The organism is Streptomyces sp. NBC_00986 (assembly GCF_045162565.1).
Classification (GTDB): Bacteria; Actinomycetota; Actinomycetes; order Streptomycetales; family Streptomycetaceae; genus Streptomyces.
In genome coordinates this window covers 8,868,066-8,894,656 of sequence record NZ_CP108733.1, presented here as the reverse complement: position 1 = coordinate 8,894,656, position 26,591 = coordinate 8,868,066, and the positions used below count along the sequence as shown (strand labels likewise).

The following is a 26,591-nucleotide window of genomic DNA, read 5'->3' as shown; positions in this document are numbered from 1 at the left end:
CCTTGCCTACGCGTCCGAGGCGTCGCTCGCCTCGGGCCAGGTGATCCAGGACGTCGGAATGTCCTCGTGCAGCCGGACGACATCACGCGACGCGAGCACCCGGGTGCGCAGCAACTCCCGCGCCACGAGCCGCGCCACGGCGATCGCACCGGGCGGATTGAAGTGCGTGTTGTCCTGCTCGGTGTCGGTCCAGTTGAAGTAGACCTTCGTCTCCTCCACCCCGAGCCGCTGCCACAACGCGAGCGACAACGCCTCGATGTCGAGCAGCGCGATACGTTCCTGCTGGGCAAGCGCACGCATCGCAGCCGGGTAATCGCCGTGCGTCGGCAGCGCGTTGCCGTCCACGTCGAACCTGCGGCGCTCGACGGGAGTGGCGAGCAGGGGCCGGGCGCCACGGCCTCGGGCCCCGTCGATGTACATCCGCAGACAGTCCTGGAAGGTCGTCCAGGGCTCGGTGTAGCGAGTGGGGTCGGCGGTCTTCTCGTCGTTGTGCGCGAACTGGACGAGGAGGAGATCGCCGGGCCGAATGGCAGCGAGGATTGCGTCCAGCCGCCCCTCGTCGATGAAACTCTTCGAACTCCGGCCGTTCACAGCGTGGTTGGCGACCTTCACTCCCCTCCGCAGGAAGAAGGGGAGCGCCATTCCCCACCCGGTTTCCGGAGCTTCGGGGACGTACTTCTGGGCGGCGGTGGAGTCACCGGCGATGTAAAGAGTGCGCTCCCGCCGAACACCACCACCACGTAAAGGAACGGCGGCGAGAGCACCTAAGGCAACCTGCCTACGACTAAGAGACACGATCGGCTCACCTCTCGGCTTTCGTCTTCTGTCTTTTGTCTTTAGGGGCGCGGGGCACTGCGCGACCAGCCTTCACCGGCCGGCAGTCCCCCACAATCCGCAACCACCCAACTCAGTGGTTCTTCTTCCAGTCCGCCTGAGCCTTGTTCAACTGATCAGCCAACGTGTCCAGGAACTCCTTGGCCGTCACCTTCCCCAGCAACAGCTTCTGGAAGTTCGGCTCGTTGTCCGCCTTGGAGATCGTGTTCCAGTCCGGCAGGTAATACGGCAGCTGCACAATCTTCGTGGAGGCCCCGTTCAACGCCGCCGCCGCCAACTGCGTGGGCTCGGACTTCTGAATCCACGCCGCACTCGCCGCATCCGTGTTGGCCGGAACCTGCCCGGCCGACTCGTTGTACTTCGAGTTCTCCGCCGCGGACACCGCGAACTCGACGAACTTCCAGGCCGCTTCCTTGTTCTTGCTGGACTTGAACAGACTCAGCCCGTCAACGGGGTTGGAGATCTGCACCCGCGTACCGTCGTCCAGAGTCGGATTGGGAATGCCCTTGAACTTGTCCGCACCCAGAGCCTTCAGATGATCCTGGTACGACCCGAGGTTGTGACTCAACATCCCGATCGTTCCGCTGTCCCACTGCGCGACCATCTTCGTGAAGTCGTTGTTGAGGTCGGCGGACGGTGTGTCCTTCTTGAACAGCCCGACATACTTCGCCAACGCGGCAACATTCTTCGGGTCGTTGACCGTCGTCCTGTCCCCGTTCCAGAACGACGTGATCCCGGTCTGCCCGTACACCGCGTCGAGCGCAGGAGCGATGGATCCTTCGCCACCCCGAATGGTGAACCCGAACTTGTTCTTCGCCTTGTCGGTGAGTTTGTCGGCGGCGGCATAGAACTTCGACCAGGTGGTCGGCGCGTCCAGCCCCGCCGCCTTGAACAGATCGGTGCGGTACCACAAGGTCCCATTGTTGGCGGAGGTGGGAATCTGATACAGCGTGTCCCCACCCCCCGCACTCTTACTGACGTCGAGCAGGTTCTGGCTCAACTTCCCGTTCAGAGAACTCGACTTGAGCCGGCTGTCCAACGGCTCCAACGCCCCCTGCACCGCGACCTCGGCCAACACCGCCGTCCCCACGCCGCCGACGTCGGGCAGCCCGCCGCCCTGGATCGCGGTGTCGTACTTGGACTGGGCGCTCGCGGCCGGTATCCCGACGTACTTGACCTTGATGTCGGGGTTCTTCTTCTCGAAGTCCGCGATGATCTGCTTCCAGATGTCGGTGCGGACACCGCCGTTGTTGTCCCAGAAGGTGATCGTGCCCTTGCCGGACCCCTCGCCGCCCTTGTCCCCCGCGGCGCCGCTGCCGTCGTCGCCGCAGGCGGTGGCGGTCAGCGCGAGCACGGAGCCCAGGGCGACGGCCACGGCGGCACGCCTGCTTCTGCGGATGCTGGTCTTCATAGAGCGGCTCTCTTCTTGTGGATGCGACGGTGTGATGGCCTCGCGGGCGGTGGGCAAGCGCTTGCCACGGAGGTGCGTCATTGCGACTCCCAACAGGCGGACGGGCAGGGTGAGTTAGAGAGAACTGATCCGGAACCGCGTGAAACCGGCCGCGCCGGCATGTCCCGTGCCGACGGGCGCGAGCGCGAAGAGCCCGAGCAGGGCGCCGACCCAGCGCCAGGGGGTGGCGGCGAAGACCTGACCGCTCGAACGCGGCCCGCCCCCGACGTCGTAGAAGTAACGGCAGCGCGCCCCCGCGCCGATCTCGATGCGCAGCCGGACCCGTTCCTCGGGGGCGAGGCACGACTCCCCCGCGCCCCGTTCGCGCTCGGCGACGGGCTCGGCGAAGCGGTGGACGAACATCACCGTGCCGTCCGTGCTCCGCTCCAGCCCGATCCAGCTGTACGCGTCGCCCAGCACGGCGAGTCCGGCCCGCGCGCCCAACTCCTCGCTGTGCAGCCGTAGTTCGACCTCGACCGCGACGGGTGTGCCGGGGAGGCGCTGGGTGAGGAGGTTCGGGAGGCTGCGCAGGTCGTGGGTGTCGGCGGAGCGGACGCAGGTCAGGCGCAGGCCGTCGCCGGAGTGGTGGGTGGCCCAGCCGTCCTGCGGGTTCGCCGTCCACTGCCACTGGCGGCCGTACCGTCCGCCGGGGAAGTCGTCGTCGGTGGCGGGCGCGCCGGGCGGCTGCGGCGGGAGGTCCGGTTTCCGGTGTACGGCTACGGGGGCACCCGCGTCGCCGATGACCGGCCAGCCCTCGTCGTCCCAGCGCATCGGCTGGAGGTGGACCAACCGGCCGTAGGCGCCCCGCTGTTGGAAGTGCAGGAACCAGTCCTCGCCGGTCGGGGTGCGCACCCACGCGCCCTGGTGGGGGCCGTTGATGTCGGTGTCCCCTTGTTCCAGGACGACCTTCTCCTCGTACGGGCCGAAGAATCCGCGTGAGCGGAACGCGCCCTGCCAGCCCGTCTCAACTCCCCCTGCGGGGGCGAGGATCCAGAACCAGCCGTCGTGCTGGTGGAGTTTGGGGCCCTCCAGGGTGAACCAGCCGGGGATGCGGTCGGCATCGACGATGACCTTGCCGTCGTCGAGCAGGGTCGTGCCGTCGGGGTGCATGCGGTGGCCGGTGAGGCGGTTCTTGATGCCCGCGCGGGACTTGGCCCAGGCGTGCACGAGGTAGGCCTCGTCGTTGTCGTCGTCCCACAGGGGGCACGGGTCGATCAGGCCCTTGCCCTCCTTGAGGAGGTGCGGGCGGGTCCAAGGGCCGCGTATCTCGGGGGCGTTGACCTGGAAGATGCCCTGGTCGGGGTCGCCCCAGAAGATCCAGAAGCGTTCGTCGTGGTACCGCAACGCCGGGGCCCAGACTCCGCAGTCGTGACGCGGGGTCCTGAACTCCCTGGCCGGTTCGAGGCGTTGGAGCGCGTGGCCGACCAGGGTCCAGTTGACCAGGTCGCGGGAGTGCAGCAGCGGCAGGCCCGGTACGCGGCCGAAGCTGGACGCGGTGAGGTAGAAGTCGTCGCCGACGCGGATGACGTCCGGGTCGGACCAGTCGGCGTTCAGGACGGGGTTCGTGTACGTCTCGTGCGTCACTGGCTGACCGCCTTCCGCACCAGCGCCGTGGCCTCGGCACGGTCGAGGCGGCCGTCGGCAACGACGGTGACGATCCGTCGTACGACCGTGTCGCCGGGCGGGATCGGCAGCCGCTCGTCCGACGCCAACGAGGCGCCCACGCCCGGGTATTCGGCGGTGCGGACGAACCACGGGTCCTGGCGGGAGCGGTCCGTGGCGCCGGCGAGGACCAGGGTCCAACCGGTGCCGGCGAGGGCGAGCCAGTCGGCTCGGGTGCCGTGGATCTCCGGTTCGCCCTCGTGGTCGGCGGTGAAGACGCGCGCGGTCTCCGCTTCCTTCCGGGCCCGCCAGAAGAAGCCGCCGTAGGCCGCGCCGGGGCGGCCGTTCGTGGCGGGGCTGCCGATCGAGAGGGGGTCCGGGGTGACGTTGGTGAGGGAGAAGGTGAAGTCCAACGCCCAGGCGGTGTCGGTGAGTTCGGTGGCCGCGACGGTACGGCGTTCGCGGAGCAGCTCGGCACCGGAGGCCACCCAGCGCAGTTCCTCCACGAAGCCGTCGGGGTCGCGGAGTTGGAAGGCGGCGTGGCGCTGGGCTCCGTGGTTGTCCAGTTCCGTGGGGCCCTGGCCCTGGACGTAGGTGCGGCCGCCCCAGAAGTTGTGCCCCTCGACGTCGGGAACGGCTACACCGACGCCGAGGTGGTGGGTGTGGTCGACGGGGCTCAACTCGGTGACCGCCGTGCCCGCCAGGGTGGTCACCGGGTGCAGATACGGGCGCGGGGAGAGCCGGTCGGGCAGCTCGGGCCGGGTGACGTACCGGGCGACCGGGCGGCCCGCGACGCGCAGCACCGGCGTGTCATGGGTGATCATCAGGTGCTCACCTCTTTCGGTGGGGCCCAGGAGGCGCCCAGCTCGGAGTAGAGGGCGAGGGTGTCGGCCGCCGCCGTGACCAGGGCGTCGACGCCGGGGACGACCCGGCGGTTCTCGGTCGGGATCAGGTGCCAGGCGCCGGTGGGCAGCGGGGCCGGGTCGGGGGCCTGGCGGATCGCCTCAACCACCTTCATGAAGGCGCCTGTTGCGTCCGGTTCGACCAACAGGGCGTCGCCGTCGGTGAGATGGGCGACGAGGTTCTCCAGCAGGTCCGTGCTGCCGTACTCGAACTCCTCCGGACCGTGGCCCGCGCGCTGGAGCAGGACGCGGTCCTGCTTGTACCAGTAGGTGATCCGGCCCTCGGTGCCGTGCACCAACACGTAGGGCTCGCCGGGGTGTTCGGCGCACAGGGTCACGGCGACGGTGACCGGGCGGCCCTGGACGGTGGTGACGCGGACGCAGGAGGTGTCGTCGGACTCGATGTCGTTTGCGCGGACGAGTTCGGTCTCGATGCGGACGACGTCCTCGGCGCGGGGCGTGTCGTTGAGGGCGAGGGCGGTGGCGACGGCGTGTGCGAGGGGGTTCGTCAGCACGCCGTCGATCACGTCGACGCCGTTCAGGCGCCGCTTGCCCGCCCAGGGGGCGCGCCGGTAGTACGCCTCGTCGCGGGCCCAGGCACCGGCGCCGCCGACACCGGTCAGCGTGCCGATCGCGCCCTTCTCGATCAGCTCGCGGACCGCGGGCACGGCGTGCGAGCCGAGCGACTGGAACCCGATCTGGCAGACGACCCCGGCCGCGGCGACCCCGTCGGCCATCCGGCGGAACTCGGCGTACGAGGGCGCGGGCGGCTTCTCCAGCAGCAGGTGCACGCCCCGCTGCGCGGCGGCCAGGGCGAGGTCCGTGTGGGTCGGGATCGGGGTGCAGATCACGGCGACCTGGGCGCCGGTGGAGTCGAGGAGGGCACCGAAGTCCGGTGACTGCGCGGGGAGTTCGCCTCCGAACTCCTCCTCGGTCAGCGGGGTCAGCTCGCAGATGCCGACGAGGCGTACGAGTCCCTTGTCCTGGAGCCGGCGGATGTTCTCGACGTGCCAGCGGCCGTGGCCCCGGGCGCCCGCGAGGACGATGGAGACGGGCGGGGTGACCGCCGTGGCCGCGGGTGTGGAGACGGTCGTAGGACCGGTGGTGGATGTCATGGGATTCTCCCTGCGTCGACGATCTTCGCCAGCAGGGTAAGCGGTTGCCTCATCCCTTCACCGCCCCCGCGCTGAAGCCGGTGATCAGCCACTTCTGGATGAAGGCGAAGACGATGACCACCGGTACGGCCGCGATGATGCCGCCCGCCGCGAGCGCGCCGAGGTCGACGCTGTCCGCGCCCATCAGGGTGTTGAGGCCGACCGGGATCGTCTGCTTGCTCTGGTCGGACAGGAACATCAGGGCGAACAGGAAGTGGTTCCAGGCGTGCACGAAGGCGAAGGAGCCGACGGCGATCAGCCCGGGCCGCAGCAGCGGGAGGACGACGATGCGGAAGGCGGCGAAGCGGTTGCAGCCGTCGACCCAGGCGGCCTCTTCGAGGGACTGCGGGACGTTCCGGATGAAGCCGCTGATGAGGATCATCGACAGCGGCAGCTGGAAGACGGTCTCCGCGATGATGACGCTGCCGAGCGAGTTGATCATCTGGAGCTTGGCGAAGATCTGGAACAGCGGGACCAACAGCAGGGCGCCCGGCACGAATTGGGAGCAGAGCAGGGCCAGCATGAAGGCGCGCTTGATCCTGAACTCGAAGCGGGCGAGGGCGTAGCCGCCGGCCAGCGCGACGACCGTGGTGAGGATCAGGGTGGCGACGCCGACGTAGACGCTGTTCTGGAAGTAGACGCCGAAGCTGCGTTCCGTCCACACCTTCTGGAAGTGGTCGAGGGTCATCGGCCAGGGCACGAGGGAGGTCGAGCCGGCCGGGCGGAACGCGAAGAGCAGGATCCAGTAGAAGGGGATCAGGGTGAAGACGAGGTAGATCCCCAGGGGGAGGTAGATCTGCCAGCGCGGGACCTCGTCCCAGGCGCGGCGGGCCTTGCGCGGCTGCTGCGGGGCGGCGGACTCCCGCTCGCGGGCCGGGGCGATCTCGGTGATCACTTGTCGCCGCCTCCGAACTTGCTCAGGCGCAGATAGATGATCGAGAAGAAGAGAAGGATCACGAACGCGACCGTGGTGAGGGCGGAGGCGTAGCCGAAGTTGTGTGCTTCGACGCTGGTGTTGGCGACGTAGAGCGGGAGTGTGGTCGTCTCGCCGGCCGGGCCGCCGCCGGTCAGGGTGTAGAGGAGGTCGACGTTGTTGAACTCCCAGACCGCGCGCAGCAGGGTGGACAGGACGATCGCGTCCTTGAGGTGCGGCAGGGTGATGTTCCGGAACTGCTGGAAGCGGCTGGCTCCGTCGACCTCGGCGGCCTCGTAGAGGTCCTTCGACACGGACTGGAGGTCGGCGAGGATGAGGATCGCGAAGAAGGGGACGCCCCGCCAGAGGTCGGCAACCACCGCTGCGGAGAAGACGGTTGAGGGGTCGGACAGCCAACTCGTGCCGTACTGGCCGATGCCCATGTCGGCGAGGTAACGGGTCACGCCTGTCTGGGAGTTGTAGAGCAGTACCCAGATCGCGGAGGTCAGTACGCCCGACACGGCCCACGGGGAGAACACCAGGGCACGGCCGATGGACCGGCCCACGAAGGTCTGGTTGACGATCAGTGCGAGGGCCAGGCCGAAGAGCAGTTGGAGGCCCACTTCTACGACGACCCACTTGGCGCTGAACGTCAACGTGTCCCAGAACTGCGGGTCGTTGGTGAAGGCCTGGGTGAAGTTGTCGAGGCCCGCGAAGCCGTTGCGCCACGGTTTGGTGGGGTTGTAGTTCTGCAGGCTGTAGTAGAAGACGCTGATGACCGGGTAGGCGATGAAGCCCAGCATGAGCAGGGCCGCCGGGGCGATCAGCAGGTACGGGAGCCTGCGCGGGGTCGCGGAGGCACGGCGCCGCCGGGGTGGCGCGGGCGGTTTCGCCACGGCTGCGGCTTGGGCCATGACTGTTCTCCGTTCAGTACGGGACGCTCAGTGCGGGTAGCTCGGTGCGGGTTGCTCGATACAGAGAGCTCGGTACAGGAAGCGCTTGCTCGGCGGGCATGGGAAACGGGCGGGCGAAGGGTGCTCAACCGGCGTACGGGTCAGGCACCTTGCCCGGCCGGGCCAGGAACTCGAAGTCGCAGCCGGTGTCCGCCTGGGTGATCTGGTCGTTGTAGAGCGCGCCGTAGCCGCGCTCGTACCGTGCGGGCGGCGGTGTCCACTCCGCCCTGCGTCGCTCCAACTCCTCGTCGTCCACGTTGAGTTGGAGGGTGCGCGCCTCGACGTCCAGGGTGATGGTGTCCCCGGTCCGCACGAGCGCCAGTGGTCCGCCGACGTACGACTCGGGCGCGATGTGCAGCACGCATGTGCCGTAACTCGTCCCGCTCATCCGGGCGTCGGAGATCCGGACCATGTCGCGGACGCCCTGCTTGAGGAGGTGGTCGGGGAGCGGGAGCATGCCGTACTCGGGCATGCCGGGGCCGCCCTTGGGACCCGCGTTGCGCAGCACCAGCACGCTGTCGGCGGTGATGCCCAACTCCGGGTCGTTGATGGTGCGTTGCATGGTCCGGTAGTCGTCGAAGACGACCGCGGGGCCGGTGTGCTTGAGCAGGTGCGGCTCGGCGGCGATGTGCTTGATGACGGCGCCGTCCGGGCAGAGGTTGCCGCGCAGGACGGCGACCCCGCCCTCGTCCGCGACCGGGTTGTCGCGCGGTCGGATCACGTCGTCGTTGTGCACCTGCGCGCCGTCGAGCTGCTCGCGCAGGGTGTCGTACGAGACCGTCGGGCGGTCCAGGTGGAGCAGGTCGGTGATCCGGGAGAGGAAGCCGGGGAGGCCGCCCGCGAAGTGGAAGTCCTCCATGAGGTACGTCTGTCCGCCGGGCCGTACGTTCGCGAGGACCGGGACCGTGCGGGCGATGCGGTCGAAGTCGTCGAGCGTGAGGTGGACGCCGGCGCGGCCGGCCATGGCGATCAGGTGGATCACGGCGTTGGTTGAGCCGCCGAGGCCGAGGACGGTGGTGACCGCGTCCTCGAAGGCCTCCTGGGTGAGGATCGACGAGAGAACACGCCCCTGGTGGACTTGTTCAACGATCCTCATGCCGGATTGCGCGGCCATCCGATCGTGCCCCGAGTCCACGGCGGGGATGCTCGACGCGCCCGGCACGGTCACGCCCAGCGCCTCGGCGGCGGCCGTCAGCGTGGACGCCGTCCCCATGGTCATGCAGTGCCCGGGTGAGCGCGCGAGGCCGCTCTCCAGTTCGGTCATCTCGCACTCGCCGATGAGCCCGGCCCGCTTGTCGTCCCAGTACTTCCACATGTCGGTGCCGGAGCCGAGGATCTCGTTGCGCCAGTGGCCCGGCAGCATCGGCCCGGCGGGGACGAAGACGGTGGGCAGGTCGACGGAGGCGGCACCCATCAGGAGCGCGGGAGTGGACTTGTCGCAGCCGCCCATCAGCACGGTGCCGTCCACGGGGTACGACCGCAGCAGCTCTTCGGTCTCCATCGCCAGGAGGTTGCGGTAGAGCATCGGGGTCGGCTTCTGGAAGGTCTCGCTGAGGGTGGAGACCGGGAATTCGAGCGGGAAGCCGCCCGCCTGCCACACCCCGCGCTTCACGGCCTGCGCGCGCTCGCGGAGGTGCACATGACAGGGGTTGATGTCCGACCAGGTGTTGAGGATCGCGATGACGGGCTTGCCGAGGTGCTCCTCGGGGAGGTAGCCGAGCTGGCGGGTGCGGGCACGGTGGCTGAAGGAGCGCAGCCCGTCGGTGCCGTACCACTGGTGGCTTCTGAGCTCTTCCGGTGACTTCATGTCGACCATCCGGCGACTATCGCGGCGACCTCGGCGCGCTCGCTCTCGGGCAGGGGCCTGCTGGGCGGGCGGACCTCGCGGCGGCACAGGCCGAGGGACGCAAGCGCTTCCTTGACGATCGTGACGTTGTTCGCGGAGCCGTTCGCCGCACGTAGTTCCTCGAATCGGCGGATCTGCTCCCACACCTTCATCGCGCCCGGATAGTCCCCTGATCGAAGCGCTTCGATCATGTTCAGCGAGACGGACGGGGCGACGTTCACGAGCCCTGAGGTGAAGCCGGTGGCGCCCGCCGAGAAGTAGGAGGGCGCGTACGGTTCGGCCAGCCCGGCCACCCACACGAAGCGTTCGAGCCCCGCGTCCCGGGCGAAGGCGGCGAAGCGGGCCGCGTCCGGGACTGCGTACTTGACGCCGATGACATTCGGGCAGTCGTCGGCGAGTTCGGCGAGGCGGGCGCCGAGGAGCTGGGCGTTGCGGATGTACGGGACGACGCCGAGGTCGGGCACGGACTCGGCGATGGCGCGGTGGTAGTCGACCCAGCCGTCCTGTGAGACGTACGGGTGGACGGGCTGATGGACCATCACCATCTGGGCGCCGAGTGCGCGGGCGTGCCGGGCGGAGGCGATGGCGGTGGGGACGTCGTGTCCGACGCCGACGAGGACCGCGGCGCGTCCGCCCGCCTCGTCGATGGTCAACTCCGTTACGAGCCGGCGTTCTTGAGGGGTGAGGGCGTAGAACTCGCCGGTGTTCCCGTTCGGTGTGAGGATGCCGACGCCGCCGTCGAGCAGGCGGCGGAGCAGGGCCCGGTGGGTGTCCTGGTCGACGCTGCCGTCCTCGGCGAACGGGGTCACCGGGATCGCCACCACGTCGGCCAGGGCGGTGCGTTGGGCCTCGAACCTCGCCGTCATGCCCGTCCGTCCTCTCCGTCGGTGTCCCGTCCCTGGGTGTTCCGCCCCTGGGTGTCCCGTCCGTGGGTCTCCAACTCGGTCCCGGGGAAGGCTCGTTGGACGAACGACGCGATGTGGGCGTGCAGTGCGGTGGCCGCGCCGTCCGCGTCGCCGTCGAGGGCGAGGCGCAGGATCTCGCGGTGTTCGCCGGCCTCCCGTTCCCAGGAGGGCGAGGCGGCCCAGGCGACGGCGGAGACGAGGGCGGCCTGGTCGCGGACCTCGTCGAGCATCCGGCCGAGCAGCGGGTTGCCGCACGGCAGGTACAGGGCGCGGTGGAACTCCCGGTTGGCGAGGGAGCGTTCGGCGGTGTCGGTGGCCTCGTCGGCGCGGGTCAGCGCTTCGCGGGCGTCGTCGAGGGAGGCGTGGAGTCGTACGGCACGGCGGAGCGCCTCGGGTTCGAGGAGCAGCCGTACGTCGTACACCTCGCGCGCCATGTCCGCGTCCACCATGCGCACCGTGACGCCCTTGTACTGGTTCATCACGACGAGCCCGGTACCGGCCAGGGTCTTGAGCGCCTCGCGCACCGGGGTCTTGGACACCCCGAACTGTGCGGCGAGGTCGGTCTCGACCAGGGGCTGACCCGGCGTCAACTGCCCGGTGAGGATGCGGCGTTTGATCTCCTCCTGCACGTACTGCGTGCGGGAGGGGATCGGCGTGGGCACAGAGGTCATGCGCGCCTCTCGGATCTCACATATGGCGTCTCATATATGACGTACGAAGTACGACGCGTTGAAGGTAGGAGCGGCCCTGTGTTTCGTCAATGCTTCTGACAAAGGAAGCAGAAAGCGCTTCACATGGTCTTCGTGACGCCTTCGAGCGCGGCGGAGGTCCGGCCGGGGAAGATCGCGGCGGCGCGTTCCAGGGCCGCTTCGCGGGTGAGGGTGGGTCCCACGTGGGTGATGAGGAGTTCGCGCGCGCCCTTGGCGCAGGCGGCGGCGTCCTCGGGCGTGAGGTGGACCTGGCGTTCGCCTTCGCGATGCCGGTCGATGTCGGCCTCGCAGAGGAACACGTCGGCGCCGCCCGCGAGTTCGGACAGGGCCTCGCAGGGTCCGCTGTCCCCGGAGTACCCGAGCACGCTCCCCTGGCACTCGGCGCGCAGCCCGTACGCCTCGGTGTCGTGGGCGACGGCGCGTGCGGTGAGCCGGAGGTTCCAGTGCCGGACGGCGTGGCCGTCGTAGAGCGGCCGGAAGTCGAAGACGCCGCTCAGGAACCGTACGTCCGGCTGCCCGAAGAACCCGGCGAGCCGGCGGGCGCAGTCCTGCGGGGCGTAGAGCGGGATCGGGGAGGTCGGGGTCATCCCGCCGTAGGCGAACGCGTAGGCGGCGGCGAGGAGATCGGCGCTGTGGTCGGCGTGCAGATGCGAGATCCAGATCGCGGTGAGCCGCGCCGGATCGGTGTGCCGCTGCAACTCCGCGAACGTCCCCGTCCCCGCGTCCAGCCACACCTCGGCGCCGCCGCCGCGCAGCAGGTACCCGGAGCAGGGGCGGCCGGGGCGCGGATGCGGGGAGGCGGTGCCGAGGACGGTGAGACTGAGAGGCATGGTGGGGAAGAGTACGGTTCCGGGACCCGGGGCACTCACAGTTCAGGGCGTTCCGTGGCGCCCGGCCTCCAGGTGGTCTACGGGGATCCACCGGACGAAGCGCCGTCGGTACCCTGGCGCGGTGACGACCAACGCTCTCCTGTCGAAGGCGATGAGCGGCACCGTCGACCCCCCTCTGCTCCCCCTGCCGGATCGGGTCGTCGAGCTGCTGTCGGAGCTGGGCAGCCCGCCCCGGCTGGCGGCTCACCTGCGAGCGGTCCATGACGTCGCGCATCAGTTGGTCGTCCGGGTGGAACAGCGCTACCCGGACGTGGCCTTCGACCGCGAGGCGGTGCTCTTCGGGGCGGCGACGCACGACGTGGGCAAGACGGTGCACGTCTCCGAACTCTCCGGGCCCGGGGCGGCGCACGAGGAAGCGGGGCGGACTCTCCTGCTCGACCACGGGGTCGGCCCGGAGCTGGCCCGCTTCGCCGCGACGCACGCTTCGTGGGCGCGGTCACCTGTCGGTCTCGAGGACCTCCTGGTGAGCCTCGCCGACAAGATCTGGAAGAACAAGCGGGTTCCCGAACTCGAGGATCTCGTCGTGGCCCGGCTGGCCCAAGCGACGGGCAGGGCGGTGTGGGAGGAGTTCATCGCGCTCGACGAGGTTCTCGCTCACATCGGTGACGGGGCCGACGAGCGGCTGGCGTTCCAGGCGTCTTTTCCGATCCACGGCTGAGGGACCGGGGCTCGGGGCTGCTGGGCCGGTGCGGTTCACAGGTCGGGGTCGTACGGCGGGATGGTCCAGCGCAGTATCGCTTCCCCTCCTCTGGCTTCGAGCGTGACGGGGTAGACCTGCCCGTAAGCCCGCTCGCCACGATGGCGCATGGAGTGGTCGCCGGGATCCCAGCCGAGTCCGAGCACGCGGCAGCCGTCGAGGTCGATGACCCCGGCCAGCAACGGGTGGTTCCAGGCGGCTCGGGTGAATCGGTGGAAGTCGGTGTGGGCGTCGACGGCGATCATCAGGCCGTTGCCGGGTCCTTCTCGGATCCAGGTCCGGAGCCGTTCGGCGAGCGCTTCGGCCTCGGCCAGGGGCAGGTCGAGCCAACCGCGTGGCCCGTCCTCGCCTTCGTTCTGCGGGATTCGGTCACCACCGAACCGCGCATGGACGGTGTCTTGGTACTTGCCCCAGTAGGTGACGTCCGCCAGACCGTCGGTGGACCGGCCGTCCACGCCGGTGAAGCCGTCCAGCGCCCGAGCGTCGCCGAGAACCATGCCGCACCGGTCGACCGGCAGGTCTCCGAGCCGCACCGGGCTGTCGTCGGGGCCGGACCAGGGCAGGCCGAGGGCAACCTCCAGGACGGCGATCGTCGGTTCCCCGTCGAAGGGCGAAGCCGACGTCCGGGCCGTCGCTCGCAGCGGCCGGCCCGCGGCGGCTGCTACGGCGATCGCCTCGTACATCCAGCCGGACGGTTCGCTGTTCTCGGGTCCGTGCAGGTGACCGCCGCCGACGGCCGCCGCAGTCCGGGCCCGCTCGGACAGCGGTCGGCCCGCACGCGGCCAGTGGTCGATCCAGCCCGCCATCCCCAGCACGAGTGTCCCGGAGGGCGCGGTGACGGTGCCGAGGTCTACGTGGGCGTCAGACATGTGCTGATCGAACAGGAACGGAACCGAAGGATCAAGGTGCCATCGCGTCCGACGTTCGCGCGGAGCGAGGTGAAGTCCTCAGCCACCCCTATGGCTTCCACCCCGGGTCACGTCCGCTGAGCCCCAACGTCCGTTCCAGCAACGGCGCTTCCTCCGCCACCGGCACCACCGGCCCGAAGATGCCACCGCCGCGGGTCGGGTCCTGTGTGGCCGCGAGGAGGAAGCCGTGGGACGTCTGGAGTGCGGCCGGGTCGGGGGCGTAGGGGCGGCCGGTGGCCACCGCCAAGTCCCAGCCGTGGATGACCAGTTCGTCGGCGACGACGGCCGCGGCGACCGCGCCGGGGAGGTCGATGCCGCCCGCGCGGGTCATGCCGGTCCAGGCGGCCGGGTCGCGCCAGGCCTCGGCCAAGTCGTCCAGCACCTTGGGGAGTTGCTCTCGCCAGTCGGGGCCGATGTCGGGTGCCGTAGCACCCGGATTGGTGTCGGTCGTGGCGCCCAGGTCCTTGCGCGCGGCGTCGCGGAAGGCGACGGACAGGCCGAGCACGTGCCCCAGCATGTTGCGTACGGCGAGTTCGGGACACGGCGTCCCGTCCGTCAGCTGCTCGTCGGTCACCCTCTCGGCGAGCCGCGCGATGACCCGGGTCTGGGGGCCGAGGTCGAGGATCGTGTCGTCGGTCATGCGAATCTCCTCAGGGGTTGGGCTCCGCTCATGAGGTAGACCGGCAGCGGCCCCGAAACTCATCGCACACCCTCGCCGCGCCTCCCCCACCGCGCGTTTCTACGGCACCTGCCCGATGCCCCGGCCCCCGCCTTAGACCCACGATGACCAGGCATGACGACAAACTGGACGGTGACACGCATCCTGCGGGACCGCAACGCGGGGCTGTATTTCGTGGGCCTGGTGGTGTCCGCCTTCGGCTCGTCCGCGATGAACCTGGCGGCCGGCGTGTGGGTGAAGGACCTCACCGGCTCGAACGGCCTGGCCGCGCTCTGCATGTTCGCGATCTGGGCGCCGACCCTGTTCGGCCCGGCCCTCGGCACGATCGCCGACCGCGTCCGCCGCAAACCCCTGCTGATCTGGACGAACCTGGGCCTGGCCGCCCTCCTCCTCACTCTCTTCGCCGTCCACTCGCGGGCCGACCTGTGGCTCCTCTTCGCGGTCCTGTTCGTCTACGGCACCACCATCGTCGTCCAGGACCCCGCCGAGTCGGCCCTCCTCACCGCCGCCGTCGACCGGGACCTCCTCGGTGACTTCAACGGGCTGCGGATGACGGCCGTCGAGGGCATGAAGCTGGTCGCGCCGCTGACGGGCGCGGGCCTGTTCGCCGCGTTCGGCGGGTCCGCGGTGGGCTTTCTGGACGCGGTCACGTTCGCTCTGGCAGCGGGCCTGTGGCTGCTCGTCCGCGTGCACGAGGAACGGCCGAAGCGTCCCGCCGGCACCTGGCGGACGCAGACCGCCGAGGGCGTCCGCGAGTTGTGGGGGCACCCTCTGCTGCGCCCGCTGGTCCTGGCGGGCGGCGCCATGATGTTCCTCGCCTCCCTGAGCAGTTCCACGACCTACGCCCTCGTCGACGTCCTCGGGCACGCCCCGGCCTACACCGGCGTGCTGTACACGGCCCAGGGCATCGGCTCGGTGACGGTCGGGCTGGTCTCCGGGCCCGCTCTACGGCGGCTCGGCGAACGGCGGTTCGGGGCGGCCGGGATCGCGCTCACGGGGGTCGCGGTGGCCGCGCGGGCGGTACCGTCCGACCTCGTGGTGCTGGCGAGCAGCGTGGCGATCGGCCTGGGGCTGCCGTGCGCGCTGATCGCCGCGTTCACCGCAGTACAGCGTGAGGTGCCGGGTCCGCTGCTGGGCCGGGCGAGCGCGACCGCCAACACGCTGATCTTCACACCGAACGTGATCGGACTGGGGGCGGGGGCGGCACTGGTCGAACTGGCCGACTTCCGGGTGCTGTTGGTACTGATCGGCGCGGCGTTTCTCGCAACGAGCGTGTCCTTGGCGGTACTTGGGACGACCGCGTCTCTGACGCTGCTTTCACCGGGCGCGTCCCCGGCATTGCCTGCACCGGACGTGCCTCCGGCACTGCTCGGGCCGGACGCGCCTCCGGCATCACTTGATCCGGCCGCATCTCCGACGCCGCTCGCCCCCGGCGCGTCTCCCCCGTTGCTCGGGCCAGGCGGGACTCCGGCGCTGCTTGACCCGGCCTCGTCCCCAGCACCGCCCGCACCGGACACGCCTCCCCCGTCGCCCGCGCCCAGCGTGTCTCCCCCGTCGCTCGCGCCGAACGCACCCCCACCTCAGAGCCCGCCCAACGCCTCCCGGACCTCCGCCAAGTCCCCGTCCGACGCCAACCCCGCGTGATACAGCCGCAGTTCGGTCGCACCGAGGCTCCGCGCCCGTTCCGCGTCCGCCGCGAGCGCCCCCGGCCGTCCCCCCATCCCGGAGACCACCGTGAAGTTGGCGGCCAACACGGCCCCGTCCACGCCCTGTTGGGCGAACGGGGTCAGCAGGCCCGCGCCGGCCGTGCAGGGAACGACCACGCCGTCGGCCACGGAGAGGATGTGCCCGGGGTCCACGCCCACGTTGGCGCCGCAGTGGTACGACTCCGGGTCCGCGTGCAGCAGGACCTGGAAGTCGGCGGGGGCGGCCGCCCGGACCGCCGCGACCGCCGTCTCCTGGAGGGTGCGGGCCCGCTCGTCGCGCCACGCGCGTGTGGCCGTCGCGTTCGCGTCGCCGAGGAGTTTCTCGACCCCCGCCCAGCCGCCGTCGGAGGGCGCGCCCTGCCACACAGGTTCCAGCGCGGCGCGTACGACCGCCGCCAACTCCTCGGCGTCGAGGCCCTGTTCGCCGTAGCCCTCCCGGCAGGTCGGGCAGAAGCACAGGGACATGAGGTACTGGCCGGCGTCCCCGAGCCCGACCCCGGCGGTCTTGTCGTGGGCGTGCAGGTGGGCGAGGCCGTACCAGCCGAGGGACTCCAGTTCGGTGCCGCGCGCGCCGGGGCGTACGGCTGCCTCGGCGGCGAGGTCGACGAGGTACGCGCGCGTGGCGGGCTGGGCGATGCAGGGGGCCCAGGGGTAGCGGTCACCGTAGGCGTTGACGACGGAGGTGTCCGGATGGTCCGCGCCCAGGCGGGAGTTGTGGGCGAGCACTACCCAGGTGTGGACCTCCAGGCCCGCGTCCGCGATGGCCGCCGCGGCATCCCCGTAGGCGTCGCCCGGCGCCCAGTCGCCCGCCGGGTACGGCCTCAACTCCCGTCCCTGCCAACGGTCGTCCGGCGGATACAGCACGGCCGCGTGCTCGGCGGTGACGATGCGGTGGCGCGGGTGGCGGGGGGTCAGCGCGCGCGTGGAGTGGTACGCGGAGGCCAAGGTCGCCTGCTGGACGCCGAGTCGGGCGATCCTGGCGCCTGCCTCCGGGTCGCCGTTGACGTCCCAGGGGTAGACGAACGCCGATGCCTTCACGCGCCCTCCTCGATCCGCGGTGCGACCTCTGACTCGATCAACGTATAGCCGCGCTCGATGAGTTGGGCGAGCTGCTTGACGTGGTCCTCGGTCGGTTCCGTCAGCGGCGGGCGGACTTCGCCGACGTCCAACCCCCGCATCCGTACCCCCGCCTTGACGAGCGAGACGGCGTAACCGCGTCCCTGGGCGCGGAGTTCGACGAACGGGAGATAGAAGCCGTCCAGGAGACGGTTCGCCGTGGTGTCGTCGCCGGTCGCCAGCGCGCGGTGGAAGGCGAGCGCGATCTCGGGGACGAAGCAGAACACGGCGGAGGAGTAGAGGGTGATGCCGATGCCCCGGTAGGCGAGCTGGGTCTGTTCGGCGGTCGGGAGTCCGTTGAAGTAGAGGAAGTCGCCCGGGACTTCGGCGCGTACCGTGCTCACGATCCGCTGCATCAGGTCGAGGTCGCCGAGGCCGTCCTTGAAGCCGATGATGCCCTCGGTGCGGGCGAGTTCGACGACCGTGGCGGGGGTGAACACGGCATTGTCGCGCTGGTAGACGATGACGGGCAGCGCGGTCGCCTCGGCCACCTCGCGGTAGTGCCGCAGCAGCCCCTCCTGCCCGGCGACCACGAGGTACGGCGGCATGGCGAGCAGCCCGTCCGCCCCGGCCGTCTCCGCGAGCCGTGCGTACCGTACGGCGAGCGCGGTGCCGTAGCCCGCGCCCGCGATCACCGGGACCCGGCCCCCGGTCGCCTCCACGGCGGCCCGCACGCAGGCCTCGAACTCCTCGGGCAGCAGCGCGTGGAACTCCCCGGTGCCGCAGCACGCGAACACGGCGGCGGCCCCGGCCTCCACGCCCCGGCGGACATGCGCGCGGTAGACGTCGAGATCGACGGAGCCGTCGGAGCCGTACGCGGTGACGGGGAAGAACAGCGGCCCGCTGGGGATACTGAGCCGGTCGGCGAGAGGGGCTGGCGTCACGGACTCTCCCTTGAAACAGGCGCGTGCGTTCTTCTGATCAACGTCTACATTTCTGAACAGCCCCACCCTAAGGATCTGCCTCAGGGTGGGTCAAGCAGGCAAATGAGCAAGAAGGAAGCGGATTTCCCAGGTCCACGCCACACTTGACGGGCATGGCGGACGATCCTTAGCTTGTCCATGCATGTGAATGTGATTCATGGATGAGGTCAGCCATCCAGTGTCGATCCCAAGGAGACCGAGGATGCCCGCTCCCCGCACCGTTCTGCTCACCGGCGCCGCAGGCGGGCTCGGCACCCTGATGCGGGACCTGCTCCCCACTTACGGCTACGAGCTGCGCCTGCTGGACGTCCGCCCCGTCGAGGGCGCGCCGGACGCGATCACCGCCGACCTCTCCGACCGGGCGGCGCTCCGCGAGGCCGTGCGGGGCGTCGACGCGATCATCCATCTCGCCGGCATCTCCCTGGAAGCCTCCTTCGACAAGATCCTGAAGTCGAACATCGAGGGTACCTACAACCTCTACGAGGCCGCCCGCGAGGAAGGCGTTCCCCGCATCGTCTTCGCCTCCTCCAACCACGCCGTCGGCTACACCCCGAGGCCCCAGGGCGACGACCCCTTGATCCCGATCGACACCCCGCACCGCCCCGACACCTTCTACGGCCTGTCGAAGTCCTTCGGTGAGGACCTGGCGCAGCTCTACTGGGACAAGCACGGCCTGGAGACCGTCTCCGTGCGCATCGGCTCCTGCTTCCCGGAGCCCAGCAGCGTGCGCATGCTGTCGATCTGGATGAGCCCCGCCGACGGCGCCCGCCTCTTCCACGCGGCCCTGACCGCCGAGGACGTGCAGCACACCGTCGTCTACGGCTCCTCCGCCAACACCCGCCTGTGGTGGGACCTTTCGACCGCGCGGGCGCTCGGTTACGAGCCGCAGGACGACTCCGAGCCGTACGCCGAGAAGATCGTCGCCGAGCAGGGCGAGCTCCAGCCGGACGTCGAGGCGCACGCCTATCTGGGCGGCCACTTCGTGAACGACCCGCCGATCTGGCCGTACTGACACGGGCGGTACTGGCACGGGCGGCGGTACTGACACGGGCCGTACATCCGGTCGTACCGACGGGAAAAGGGACTCCGGAGACGCGGGCGGGCACCGAACGGGCCCGCCCGCAGCCATGTTCGGGCACGGACGCTGCCCGATCTCACGCCCCGGCGGACAGCCGCGCAGGTCCGCGACGGGCACAGCGCCCGGTAAACGGTCACACACGGGCAGCATCGGGCGTGCAACAGGCCTGGTCAGTGCCGCGCACCGGCTGTAGAACTTCCCCCAAGGGTCCCACCGGGCCCGAACGGGCAGTACTCCAGGTGAGCGGGAAGGCGGTGTCGGCCATGGGCACGAGTTCGGCGGAGGAACGCCAGCGGGAGATCGTGCGGGCCGCGCGCCGCACCGGCTCGGTCGACGTCACCGCGCTCGCCGCCGAGCTGGGCGTGGCCAAGGAGACCGTACGGCGGGATCTGCGGGCCCTGGAGGACCACGGGCTGGTCCGCAGGACCCACGGCGGCGCCTACCCCGTGGAGAGCGCCGGCTTCGAGACGACGCTCGCCTTCCGCGCCACCAGCCATGTCCCCGAGAAGCGCCGGATCGCCCTCGCCGCGGCCGAGCTGCTCGGGGACGCCGAGACCGTCTTCGTCGACGAGGGCTTCACCCCCCAGCTCATCGCCGAGGCGCTGCCCAGGGACCGGCCGCTGACCGTGGTCACCGCGTCCCTGCCCGTGGCGGGCGTGCTCGCCGAGTCCGAGAACACCTCCGTGCTGCTGCTCGGCGGCCGGGTCCGGCACGGCACCCTCGCCACCGTGGACCACTGGACGACGAAGATGCTCGCCGGCTTCGTCCTCGACCTCGCCTTCATCGGCGCCAACGGCATCTCCCGCGAACACGGCCTGACCACGCCCGACCCCGCCGTCAGCGAGGTCAAGGCACAGGCCATCCGCGCCTCCCGGCGCACCGTTTTCGCGGGCGTGCACACCAAGTTCGGGGCGGTCAGCTTCTGCAGGTTCGCCGAGATCGGTGCCCTGGAGACGATCGTCACGAGCACGCTGCTCCCGTCGGCCGAAGCCCACCGCTACTCGTTGCTGGGGCCACAGGTCATACGCGTCTAGAGCGTCACGAGCGTCCAGAACGCCGTTTGGAATTCCAACTGAGTCACTACGTAGGGCGCAGCCATGCCCGGCGACGCCTTTGTTACCCCATAAGTCCAACTCCCCTTACTGCAGGAGCGATCCATGCGAACCCAGAGCCGACGACGGCCGCCGCGAGCCACGCTCGCCCTGGCCGCCGTAGGGACGCTGCTCGCCCCGCTGCTCTCCGGCTGCTGGGTCGGAGCGGGCGGCGCCGGATCCGGCGGCAACTCGATCAACGTCCTGATGGTCAACAACCCCCAGATGACCGAACTCCAGAAGCTGGCACCGAACTTCACGAAGGAGACCGGCATCAAGGTCAACTTCACGGTGCTGCCCGAGAACGACGTCCGCGACAAGATCAGCCAGGACTTCGCCAACCAGGCCGGCCAGTACGACGTGGCGACCCTCTCCAACTACGAGATCCCGATCTACGCCCGCAACGGCTGGCTGCACGAGATGGACTCGTACGTCGCGAAGGACCCGGCCTACGACGAGCAGGACATCCTCAAGCCGATGCGGGAGTCGCTGACCGCGGACGACGGCAAGCTCTACGGGCAGCCGTTCTACGGCGAGTCGTCCTTCCTGATGTACCGCAAGGACGTGCTCGCCGAGAAGAACATCACGATGCCCGCGCACCCGACCTGGACCCAGGTGGCCGACATAGCCGCCAAGGTCGACGGCGCGAAGCCGGGCATGAAGGGCATCTGCCTGCGCGGGCTGCCCGGTTGGGGCGAGTTGATGGCGCCGCTGACCACCGTCGTGAACACCTTCGGCGGGACCTGGTTCACCAAGGACTGGAAGGCGCAGCTCGACTCCCCCGCGTTCGAGCAGGCGACGAAGTTCTATGTCGACCTCGTCCGCAAGCACGGCGAGTCCGGCGCGGCCCAGTCCGGCTTCGCCGAGTGCCTGAACAACATCACGCAGAGCAAGGTCGCCATGTGGTACGACGCCACCTCCGCGGCCGGTTCGCTGGAGGCCAAGGGCTCCCCGGTGAAGGGCAAGATCGGCTACGTCCCCGCGCCCGTCGAGAAGACCAAGTCCTCCGGCTGGCTGTACACGTGGGCCTGGGGCATCCAGAAGGCGTCGCACAACTCCGACAAGGCCTGGAAGTTCGTGTCCTGGGCGTCCAGCAAGCAGTACGAGCAGCTGGTCGGCGACACGGACGGCTGGTCCAACGTGCCGGCCGGGAAGCGCGCCTCGACGTACACGAACCCGGACTACGTCAAGGAGGCCGCCGCCTTCCAGGAGATGACGAAGGCCGCCATCGAGGGCGCCAAGCCGAACGATCCCGGCGTGCAGCCGCGGCCCGCGCCCGGCATCCAGTTCGTCGACATCCCCGAGTTCACCGACCTCGGCACGAAGGTCTCCCAGGAGATCAGTTCGGCCATCGCCGGACGGCAGTCCGTCGACTCGGCCCTGAAGAAGGCCCAGAAACTCGCCGAGAAGATCTCCAAGGAGTACGAGGGACGATGACCGCCACGACAACGGCCCCGCCGGCCACCAGCCCGACCCGTACCGCGCGGCCGCCTTCGGACCGACTGCGCGCCTGGGCCACCCGTGCCCCGCTGCTCCCCGCCCTGATCTTCATGATCGTCGTGACCCAACTCCCGTTCGTGGCCACGCTGGTGATCTCGTTCTTCGACTGGAACGCGCTCTACCCGAAGGCCCGGCACTTCACCGGTTTCGACAACTACCAGCAGGTCCTGACCGACGCGGACCTGCGCCACTCGGTGTGGACGACCGTCCTGCTCACGGTGGCGGTGGTGCTGGCCAGCCTGGTCCTGGGCCTGTTGCTCGCCCTGCTCCTGGACCGGAAGTTCCGGGGCCGGGGCTTCGTCCGCACGCTGCTGATCGCCCCGTTCCTGGTGGTGCCGGTGGCCGCGGCCCTGCTCTGGAAGCATGTGCTCTACAACCCTGAATACGGCCTGCTCAATGGGCTGTTGCACTATGTGGGCGGCCCACAGCCTGACTGGATCTCCAACAACCCGCTGCTCGCGGTCGAGGCCTCCCTGGTGTGGCAGTGGACGCCGTTCATGATGCTGATCCTGCTGGCCGGACTGCAGAGCCGCGACCAGCAGCAGATCGAGGCCGCGAAGGTGGACGGCGCGAACGACTGGCAGGTCTTCCGCTATCTGACCCTGCCGCACCTGCGCCGCTACCTCGAACTCGGCGGTCTGCTGGGCTCGATCTACATCGTGCAGAACTTCGACGCGGTCTTCACGATCACGTCGGGCGGCCTGGGCACCGCCAACCTGCCCTACACCGTCTACCAGAGCTTCTACCAGGCCCATGAGAACGGCCTCGCCTCGGCGGCCGGTGTCCTGGTCGTCATCGGCTCGATCATCCTCGCGACCTTCGCCCTGCGCGTCGTGTCGTCCCTGTTCCGTGAGGAGGCGTCCCGCGCATGAGCAGCATCGCCGTACGCGTGCGTGCCCGCCGTAAAGGCGCGGGCCTGGGCCTGGTGGCCTGGGTGCTCGGCATCGTGTTCTTCCTGCCCATCGCCTGGATGGCGCTGACGTCCTTCCACTCGGAGACGGACGCGGCGACCAACCCGCCGTCCTTCGGGGCCGCCCTCACCCTGGACGGCTACCGGGACTTCTTCGGCACCGGAGGCGGCGCGAGCCCCTGGCCTGCACTCGTCAACTCACTGGTCGCGTCGGTGGCCTCGACGGTCTTCGTGCTGCTGCTCGCGTTCCCGGCGGCCTACGCGCTGTCGATCCGCCCGGTGAAGAAGTGGACCGACGTCCTGTTCTTCTTCCTGTCCACGAAGATGCTCCCGGTGGTGGCGGGCCTGCTGCCGATCTACCTGTTCGCGAAGAACGCCGGGATGCTGGACAACATCTGGCTCCTGGTCATCCTCTACACCTCCATGAACCTGCCGATCGCGGTGTGGATGATGCAGTCCTTCCTCGCCGAGGTCCCGGTCGCCGTCATCGAGGCGGCGCAGATCGACGGCGCCCGGCTGCCGACCATCCTCGCGCGCGTGGTCGCCCCGATCTCCCTCCCGGGTATTGCCGCGACAGCCCTCATCTGCTTCATCTTCAGCTGGAACGAGCTGCTGTTCGCCCGGGTCCTCACGGGTGTGGTCGCGGAGACCGCGCCCGTGTTCCTGACCGGCTTCATCACCAGCCAGGGCCTGTTCCTGGCGAAGGTGTGCGCCGCGTCGCTCGTCATCTCCCTGCCGGTGCTCGCCGCGGGGTTCGCCGCCCAGGACAAGCTGGTCCAGGGCCTCTCCTTGGGAGCCGTGAAATGAAGGCCGCCGTCATCGAGTCCGTGGGCCGCGCCGTCGTCACCGAGGTCCCCGACCCGACGCCGGGCCCCCGCGAGGTCGTCGTCGAGGTCGCCGCCTGCGGGCTGTGCGGCACCGATCTGCACATCCTCCAGGGCGAGTTCGCGCCCAAGCTGCCGATCGTGCCGGGCCACGAGTTCGCCGGCGAGATCGTCGCCGTCGGCACCCAGGTCACCGAGGTGTCGGTCGGCGACCAGGTCGCCGTAGACCCGTCCCTCTACTGCTACGAGTGCCGGCAGTGCCGCAACGGACACAACAACCTCTGCGAACGCTGGGCCGCGATCGGCGTCACCACGGCGGGCGGCGCGGCCCAGTACGCGGTCGCCCCGGTGGCGAACTGCGTCAAGCTCCCCGAGCACGTGCGCACCCAGGACGCGGCGCTCGTGGAACCCCTGTCGTGCGCGGTGCGCGGCTACGACGTCCTCAAGTCACGCCTCGGCGCACACGTCCTGATCTACGGCTCCGGGACCATGGGCCTGATGATGCTGGAGCTGGCCAAGCGCACCGGCGCGGCGAGCGTCGACATCGTGGACCTGAACCCGGCCCGCCTGGAGACGGCCCGCACGCTCGGGGTCTCCGGGTCCGCGGCGAACGCGGACGAGCTGGACCGGCCGCAGGGCTGGGACCTCGTGGTCGACGCGACCGGCAACGCGGCGGCGATCCAGGACGGCCTGGACCGGGTGGCGAAGGCGGGCACGTTCCTGCAGTTCGGGGTGGCCGACTACGCGACCCGGGTGTCGATCGACCCGTACCGCATCTACAACCAGGAGATCACCATCACCGGCTCCATGGCGGTGCTGCACAGCTTCGAGCGGGCGGCGGAGCTGTTCGCGAACGGCGTCCTCGACCCGGAGATCTTCATCAGCGACCGGATAGAGCTGGAGCGGTATCCGGAGGCGCTGGAGCAGTTCGCGGCGGGGGTGGGGCGGAAGATCGTGGTGATTCCGTAGTCCGCAGAAGGGATCAGGAGCGATTTCGAGCCGGTGGTTCCAAGGCTTGGCCAATTGGTCGCTTGGTAAGGGAACGGCAAAATGGTCTCGGTCGTTCACGAGTCATGACAGCTATGACCCCCGGCTCGAACATCCCTCTCTCCGCCGCGCGCGTGACGGTGGACGTCGCCGCCCCGGTGCGGCTCGACGTATCGGGCCTGCTGCTCACGGGCGACGGCAAGGTGCGCTCCGACGACGACTTCATCTTCTACAACCAGCCGACGGGCCCCGGCGTGACCTACCGCTCCGGCGGCGGTACGGCACCCGACGCGATCACCGTCGACACCGGCGCCGTCCCGCCGGGCATCGAGAAGATCGTCGTCACCGCCAGCCCGGACGCGGCCGGCCAGAGCTTCCAGGGCATCGAACCCACGGCCACGATCCGCAACGCGGACGACAACAGCGTCCTGGGCACCTTCACGCCCCCGCAGCTCGGCGCCGAGACGGCACTCGTGGTTGTGGAGATCTACCTCCGCAACGGTGTGTGGAAGGCCCGCGCGGTCGGCCAGGGCTATGCGAACGGCCTGGCGGGCATCGCCACGGACTTCGGCGTCTCGGTCGAGGAACCGGCCGCGGCCCCGGCTCCGGTGGCCCCGCCCACCCCGACGGTGCAGACCCCGGTGGCACCCCCGGCGCCCGTCGCTCCCCCGGCCCCGCCCGCCGCACCCCCGCTCGGCGCCGGAAAGATCAACCTCGACAAGGGCCGCGTCAGCCTCCAGAAGAACCAGACGGTGTCCCTGGTCAAGGGCGGCCGCCCGCTGCTCTCCCAGGTCAAGATGGGCCTCGGCTGGGAGCCCGCGTTCCGCGGCAAGGACATCGACCTGGACGCCTCGGTCATCGCCTACGGCCCGCAGCGCAACCACATCGACAGCTGCTACTTCGGCAAGCTCTCGATCCTGAACGGCGCGATCAAGCACTCCGGCGACAACCTCACGGGCGAGGGCGGCGGTGACGACGAGGTGATCGTCGTCGACCTCGGCCGCATCCCCCAGGAGGTCACCGGCCTGGTCTTCACGGTCAACTCCTTCTCCGGCCAGAAGTTCACCGAGGTAGCCAAGGCCTACTGCCGCCTCCTGGACGCCGCGACCGGCGAGGAACTGGTCCGCTTCGACCTCACCAACGCCGAGTCCCAGACCGGCGTGATGATGGCCAAGCTGGTCAAGCAGTTCTCCGGCGAGTGGGACATGACCGCGATGGGCGACTTCGTGAAGTCCCGCACGGTGAGAGGCATGGTGAAGCCGGCGGCCCAGGCGCTGTAACCACCACATACAGTCCTACGACCGCTGCGGGCGCCCCTTCCGAGGGGCGCCCGGCGTTCACTCCGACCGGGCAGCGGGCCGTAGTCCGTCCGTCAGCAGGGACAGATAGCGGCGGATGTACTTCCCCTGCCCGTTCGCCAACTCCGAGGCCGTCGACACTCCGTGGGCCAGCCGCAGGACCTCGATCGGCTCGATGTCCTGACGCAGGGTTCCCTCCCGCTGCGCCGCCTCCACCAGCCGCTGCGCCGCGCTCTTCATATGCGTACCGCAGACCGTGAGCGCGCGATTGCTGCCGTCCGCGACGGCCGAGCCCAGCAGGGCCTTCATGCCGCGCACCTGGATCGTGCCGACGCACACCTCGTACAGCCACTCGGCCAGCGCCTCGCCCGGGGGCAGTTCCTTCGCGAGTTCGTCGGCGCGGGTTCCGAGCGCCTCGATCCGGTCGACGTAGGCCGCCTCCAACAGCGCCTGCCGGGTGGGGAAATGCCGGTACAGCGTCCCTGACCCGACGCCCGCGCGCTTGGCGATGTCGTCGAGGGACGCGTTCTCCCCGTGCTCGGCGAAGGACTCCGCCGCGACCTTCAGCAGTCGCTCGTAGTTGCGCCGGGCGTCCGCGCGCATGGGTCTGACCTGCGCCATCCAGATACTCCTTGCGAACCGGGGACTGTCTCCGTATCTTACCGAGTACTAAACGGAGACAGTCCCCGCTTATCACTGTGTTCGTCGACGGGCA

Annotated in this window: 24 protein-coding genes and 1 pseudogene; 9 read left to right on the top strand and 16 right to left on the bottom strand. The window is 69.7% G+C overall.

The window, feature by feature from the left end; all coding sequences use genetic code 11:
• Positions 1–6 precede the first annotated feature (6 nt).
• From OG504_RS39950 to OG504_RS39900, 11 genes are all read right to left on the bottom strand, one after another.
• The gene (locus OG504_RS39950) at positions 7–795 is read right to left on the bottom strand and encodes a rhamnogalacturonan acetylesterase (RefSeq protein WP_405994149.1); all 789 of its coding nucleotides are present in this window, start codon (positions 793–795) and stop codon (positions 7–9) included.
• 112 nt (positions 796–907) lie between these two features.
• Entirely contained in the window at positions 908–2,245 is a 1,338-nt protein-coding gene (locus OG504_RS39945; RefSeq protein ID WP_405994148.1) for an ABC transporter substrate-binding protein, read from the bottom strand.
• A 114-nt stretch (positions 2,246–2,359) separates the two neighbouring features.
• Positions 2,360–3,868, bottom strand: coding sequence for a family 43 glycosylhydrolase (locus OG504_RS39940; protein WP_405994147.1), 1,509 nt, complete (start codon positions 3,866–3,868; stop codon positions 2,360–2,362).
• Positions 3,865–4,710, bottom strand: a complete 846-nt coding sequence (locus tag OG504_RS39935; protein WP_405994146.1) for a PmoA family protein — start codon at positions 4,708–4,710, stop codon at positions 3,865–3,867. Before OG504_RS39935 ends, OG504_RS39940 begins: the two co-directional genes overlap by 4 nt.
• Entirely contained in the window at positions 4,710–5,903 is a 1,194-nt protein-coding gene (locus tag OG504_RS39930; RefSeq protein WP_405994145.1) for a Gfo/Idh/MocA family protein, read from the bottom strand. The genes OG504_RS39935 and OG504_RS39930 overlap by 1 nt, the downstream gene beginning before the upstream one ends.
• A gap of 49 nt (positions 5,904–5,952) precedes the next feature.
• Positions 5,953–6,837 (bottom strand): carbohydrate ABC transporter permease, encoded by an 885-nt coding sequence (locus OG504_RS39925; RefSeq protein ID WP_405994144.1) that lies wholly within the window; start codon positions 6,835–6,837, stop codon positions 5,953–5,955.
• A complete protein-coding gene (locus OG504_RS39920; RefSeq protein WP_384289670.1) occupies positions 6,834–7,769 on the bottom strand; it encodes a carbohydrate ABC transporter permease in 936 nt (311 codons plus the stop codon). Before OG504_RS39920 ends, OG504_RS39925 begins: the two co-directional genes overlap by 4 nt.
• Positions 7,770–7,893: 124 nt before the next feature.
• On the bottom strand, positions 7,894–9,624 hold the full coding sequence (gene araD, locus OG504_RS39915) for an L-arabinonate dehydratase (protein ID WP_405994143.1): 1,731 nt from the start codon (positions 9,622–9,624) through the stop codon (positions 7,894–7,896).
• On the bottom strand, positions 9,612–10,520 hold the full coding sequence (locus OG504_RS39910) for a dihydrodipicolinate synthase family protein (protein WP_405994142.1): 909 nt from the start codon (positions 10,518–10,520) through the stop codon (positions 9,612–9,614). The genes araD and OG504_RS39910 overlap by 13 nt, the downstream gene beginning before the upstream one ends.
• Positions 10,517–11,230, bottom strand: coding sequence for a GntR family transcriptional regulator (locus OG504_RS39905; RefSeq protein WP_405994141.1), 714 nt, complete (start codon positions 11,228–11,230; stop codon positions 10,517–10,519). The genes OG504_RS39910 and OG504_RS39905 overlap by 4 nt, the downstream gene beginning before the upstream one ends.
• A gap of 119 nt (positions 11,231–11,349) precedes the next feature.
• Positions 11,350–12,099, bottom strand: a complete 750-nt coding sequence (locus OG504_RS39900) for an MBL fold metallo-hydrolase (protein ID WP_405994140.1) — start codon at positions 12,097–12,099, stop codon at positions 11,350–11,352.
• A gap of 151 nt (positions 12,100–12,250) precedes the next feature.
• Here OG504_RS39900 and OG504_RS39895 point away from each other — a divergent pair, with 151 nt between their 5' ends.
• The gene (locus tag OG504_RS39895) at positions 12,251–12,817 is read left to right on the top strand and encodes an HD domain-containing protein (RefSeq protein ID WP_405996559.1); all 567 of its coding nucleotides are present in this window, start codon (positions 12,251–12,253) and stop codon (positions 12,815–12,817) included.
• A gap of 35 nt (positions 12,818–12,852) precedes the next feature.
• Here OG504_RS39895 and OG504_RS39890 read toward each other — a convergent pair whose 3' ends face one another.
• Positions 12,853–13,725 (bottom strand): hypothetical protein, encoded by an 873-nt coding sequence (locus OG504_RS39890; protein ID WP_405994139.1) that lies wholly within the window; start codon positions 13,723–13,725, stop codon positions 12,853–12,855.
• An 88-nt stretch (positions 13,726–13,813) separates the two neighbouring features.
• The gene (locus OG504_RS39885; RefSeq protein WP_405994138.1) at positions 13,814–14,404 is read right to left on the bottom strand and encodes a TIGR03086 family metal-binding protein; all 591 of its coding nucleotides are present in this window, start codon (positions 14,402–14,404) and stop codon (positions 13,814–13,816) included.
• A gap of 153 nt (positions 14,405–14,557) precedes the next feature.
• On the opposite strand from OG504_RS39885, the pseudogene OG504_RS39880 reads away from it, so the two are divergent.
• Positions 14,558–15,754 (top strand): annotated as a pseudogene (locus OG504_RS39880) (MFS transporter); the annotation flags it as partial.
• Between the two features lie 269 nt (positions 15,755–16,023).
• Here the strand turns inward: OG504_RS39880 and OG504_RS39875 are convergent.
• Both OG504_RS39875 and OG504_RS39870 read right to left on the bottom strand, forming a co-directional pair.
• Positions 16,024–17,187 carry a hypothetical protein gene (locus tag OG504_RS39875; protein WP_405994137.1) on the bottom strand — a complete coding sequence of 388 codons (1,164 nt, stop codon included), beginning with the start codon at positions 17,185–17,187 and terminating at the stop codon, positions 16,024–16,026.
• Positions 17,184–18,149 carry a 5-dehydro-4-deoxyglucarate dehydratase gene (locus OG504_RS39870; RefSeq protein WP_405994136.1) on the bottom strand — a complete coding sequence of 322 codons (966 nt, stop codon included), beginning with the start codon at positions 18,147–18,149 and terminating at the stop codon, positions 17,184–17,186. Before OG504_RS39870 ends, OG504_RS39875 begins: the two co-directional genes overlap by 4 nt.
• 241 nt (positions 18,150–18,390) lie before the next feature.
• Here OG504_RS39870 and OG504_RS39865 point away from each other — a divergent pair, with 241 nt between their 5' ends.
• The 7 genes from OG504_RS39865 to OG504_RS39835 all read left to right on the top strand — a co-directional run bounded on the left by OG504_RS39865 (position 18,391) and on the right by OG504_RS39835 (position 25,858).
• On the top strand, positions 18,391–19,200 hold the full coding sequence (locus OG504_RS39865) for an NAD-dependent epimerase/dehydratase family protein (RefSeq protein WP_405994135.1): 810 nt from the start codon (positions 18,391–18,393) through the stop codon (positions 19,198–19,200).
• Between the two features lie 329 nt (positions 19,201–19,529).
• A complete protein-coding gene (locus OG504_RS39860; protein ID WP_405996558.1) occupies positions 19,530–20,300 on the top strand; it encodes a DeoR/GlpR family DNA-binding transcription regulator in 771 nt (256 codons plus the stop codon).
• A 123-nt stretch (positions 20,301–20,423) separates the two neighbouring features.
• A complete protein-coding gene (locus OG504_RS39855) occupies positions 20,424–21,794 on the top strand; it encodes an ABC transporter substrate-binding protein (protein WP_405994134.1) in 1,371 nt (456 codons plus the stop codon).
• Complete coding sequence (locus tag OG504_RS39850; RefSeq protein ID WP_365309128.1) at positions 21,791–22,729, top strand: sugar ABC transporter permease; 939 nt, start codon at positions 21,791–21,793, stop codon at positions 22,727–22,729. Before OG504_RS39855 ends, OG504_RS39850 begins: the two co-directional genes overlap by 4 nt.
• Complete coding sequence (locus tag OG504_RS39845; protein WP_405994133.1) at positions 22,726–23,574, top strand: carbohydrate ABC transporter permease; 849 nt, start codon at positions 22,726–22,728, stop codon at positions 23,572–23,574. The genes OG504_RS39850 and OG504_RS39845 overlap by 4 nt, the downstream gene beginning before the upstream one ends.
• Positions 23,571–24,560 carry a zinc-dependent alcohol dehydrogenase family protein gene (locus OG504_RS39840; RefSeq protein WP_390158531.1) on the top strand — a complete coding sequence of 330 codons (990 nt, stop codon included), beginning with the start codon at positions 23,571–23,573 and terminating at the stop codon, positions 24,558–24,560. Before OG504_RS39845 ends, OG504_RS39840 begins: the two co-directional genes overlap by 4 nt.
• A gap of 113 nt (positions 24,561–24,673) precedes the next feature.
• Positions 24,674–25,858, top strand: coding sequence for a TerD family protein (locus OG504_RS39835; protein ID WP_405996557.1), 1,185 nt, complete (start codon positions 24,674–24,676; stop codon positions 25,856–25,858).
• Between the two features lie 57 nt (positions 25,859–25,915).
• Here OG504_RS39835 and OG504_RS39830 read toward each other — a convergent pair whose 3' ends face one another.
• Positions 25,916–26,497, bottom strand: a complete 582-nt coding sequence (locus tag OG504_RS39830; RefSeq protein WP_405994132.1) for a TetR/AcrR family transcriptional regulator — start codon at positions 26,495–26,497, stop codon at positions 25,916–25,918.
• Between the last annotated feature and the right edge of the window lie 94 nt (positions 26,498–26,591).

What these genes read in the sequence shown, in the direction of transcription:
- OG504_RS39945 (WP_405994148.1), bottom strand. Translation starts at nt 2,245, where the DNA reads ATGAAGACCAGCATCCGCAGAAGCAGGCGTGCCGCCGTGGCCGTCGCC.
- OG504_RS39935 (WP_405994146.1), bottom strand. Translation starts at nt 4,710, where the DNA reads ATGATCACCCATGACACGCCGGTGCTGCGCGTCGCGGGCCGCCCGGTC.
- OG504_RS39930 (WP_405994145.1), bottom strand. Translation starts at nt 5,903, where the DNA reads ATGACATCCACCACCGGTCCTACGACCGTCTCCACACCCGCGGCCACG.
- OG504_RS39920 (WP_384289670.1), bottom strand. Translation starts at nt 7,769, where the DNA reads ATGGCCCAAGCCGCAGCCGTGGCGAAACCGCCCGCGCCACCCCGGCGG.
- araD (WP_405994143.1), bottom strand. Translation starts at nt 9,624, where the DNA reads ATGGTCGACATGAAGTCACCGGAAGAGCTCAGAAGCCACCAGTGGTAC.
- OG504_RS39910 (WP_405994142.1), bottom strand. Translation starts at nt 10,520, where the DNA reads ATGACGGCGAGGTTCGAGGCCCAACGCACCGCCCTGGCCGACGTGGTG.
- OG504_RS39905 (WP_405994141.1), bottom strand. Translation starts at nt 11,230, where the DNA reads ATGACCTCTGTGCCCACGCCGATCCCCTCCCGCACGCAGTACGTGCAG.
- OG504_RS39900 (WP_405994140.1), bottom strand. Translation starts at nt 12,099, where the DNA reads ATGCCTCTCAGTCTCACCGTCCTCGGCACCGCCTCCCCGCATCCGCGC.
- OG504_RS39895 (WP_405996559.1), top strand. Translation starts at nt 12,251, where the DNA reads ATGAGCGGCACCGTCGACCCCCCTCTGCTCCCCCTGCCGGATCGGGTC.
- OG504_RS39890 (WP_405994139.1), bottom strand. Translation starts at nt 13,725, where the DNA reads ATGTCTGACGCCCACGTAGACCTCGGCACCGTCACCGCGCCCTCCGGG.
- OG504_RS39885 (WP_405994138.1), bottom strand. Translation starts at nt 14,404, where the DNA reads ATGACCGACGACACGATCCTCGACCTCGGCCCCCAGACCCGGGTCATC.
- OG504_RS39865 (WP_405994135.1), top strand. Translation starts at nt 18,391, where the DNA reads ATGCCCGCTCCCCGCACCGTTCTGCTCACCGGCGCCGCAGGCGGGCTC.
- OG504_RS39860 (WP_405996558.1), top strand. Translation starts at nt 19,530, where the DNA reads ATGGGCACGAGTTCGGCGGAGGAACGCCAGCGGGAGATCGTGCGGGCC.
- OG504_RS39855 (WP_405994134.1), top strand. Translation starts at nt 20,424, where the DNA reads ATGCGAACCCAGAGCCGACGACGGCCGCCGCGAGCCACGCTCGCCCTG.
- OG504_RS39850 (WP_365309128.1), top strand. Translation starts at nt 21,791, where the DNA reads ATGACCGCCACGACAACGGCCCCGCCGGCCACCAGCCCGACCCGTACC.
- OG504_RS39845 (WP_405994133.1), top strand. Translation starts at nt 22,726, where the DNA reads ATGAGCAGCATCGCCGTACGCGTGCGTGCCCGCCGTAAAGGCGCGGGC.
- OG504_RS39840 (WP_390158531.1), top strand. Translation starts at nt 23,571, where the DNA reads ATGAAGGCCGCCGTCATCGAGTCCGTGGGCCGCGCCGTCGTCACCGAG.
- OG504_RS39835 (WP_405996557.1), top strand. Translation starts at nt 24,674, where the DNA reads ATGACCCCCGGCTCGAACATCCCTCTCTCCGCCGCGCGCGTGACGGTG.
- OG504_RS39830 (WP_405994132.1), bottom strand. Translation starts at nt 26,497, where the DNA reads ATGGCGCAGGTCAGACCCATGCGCGCGGACGCCCGGCGCAACTACGAG.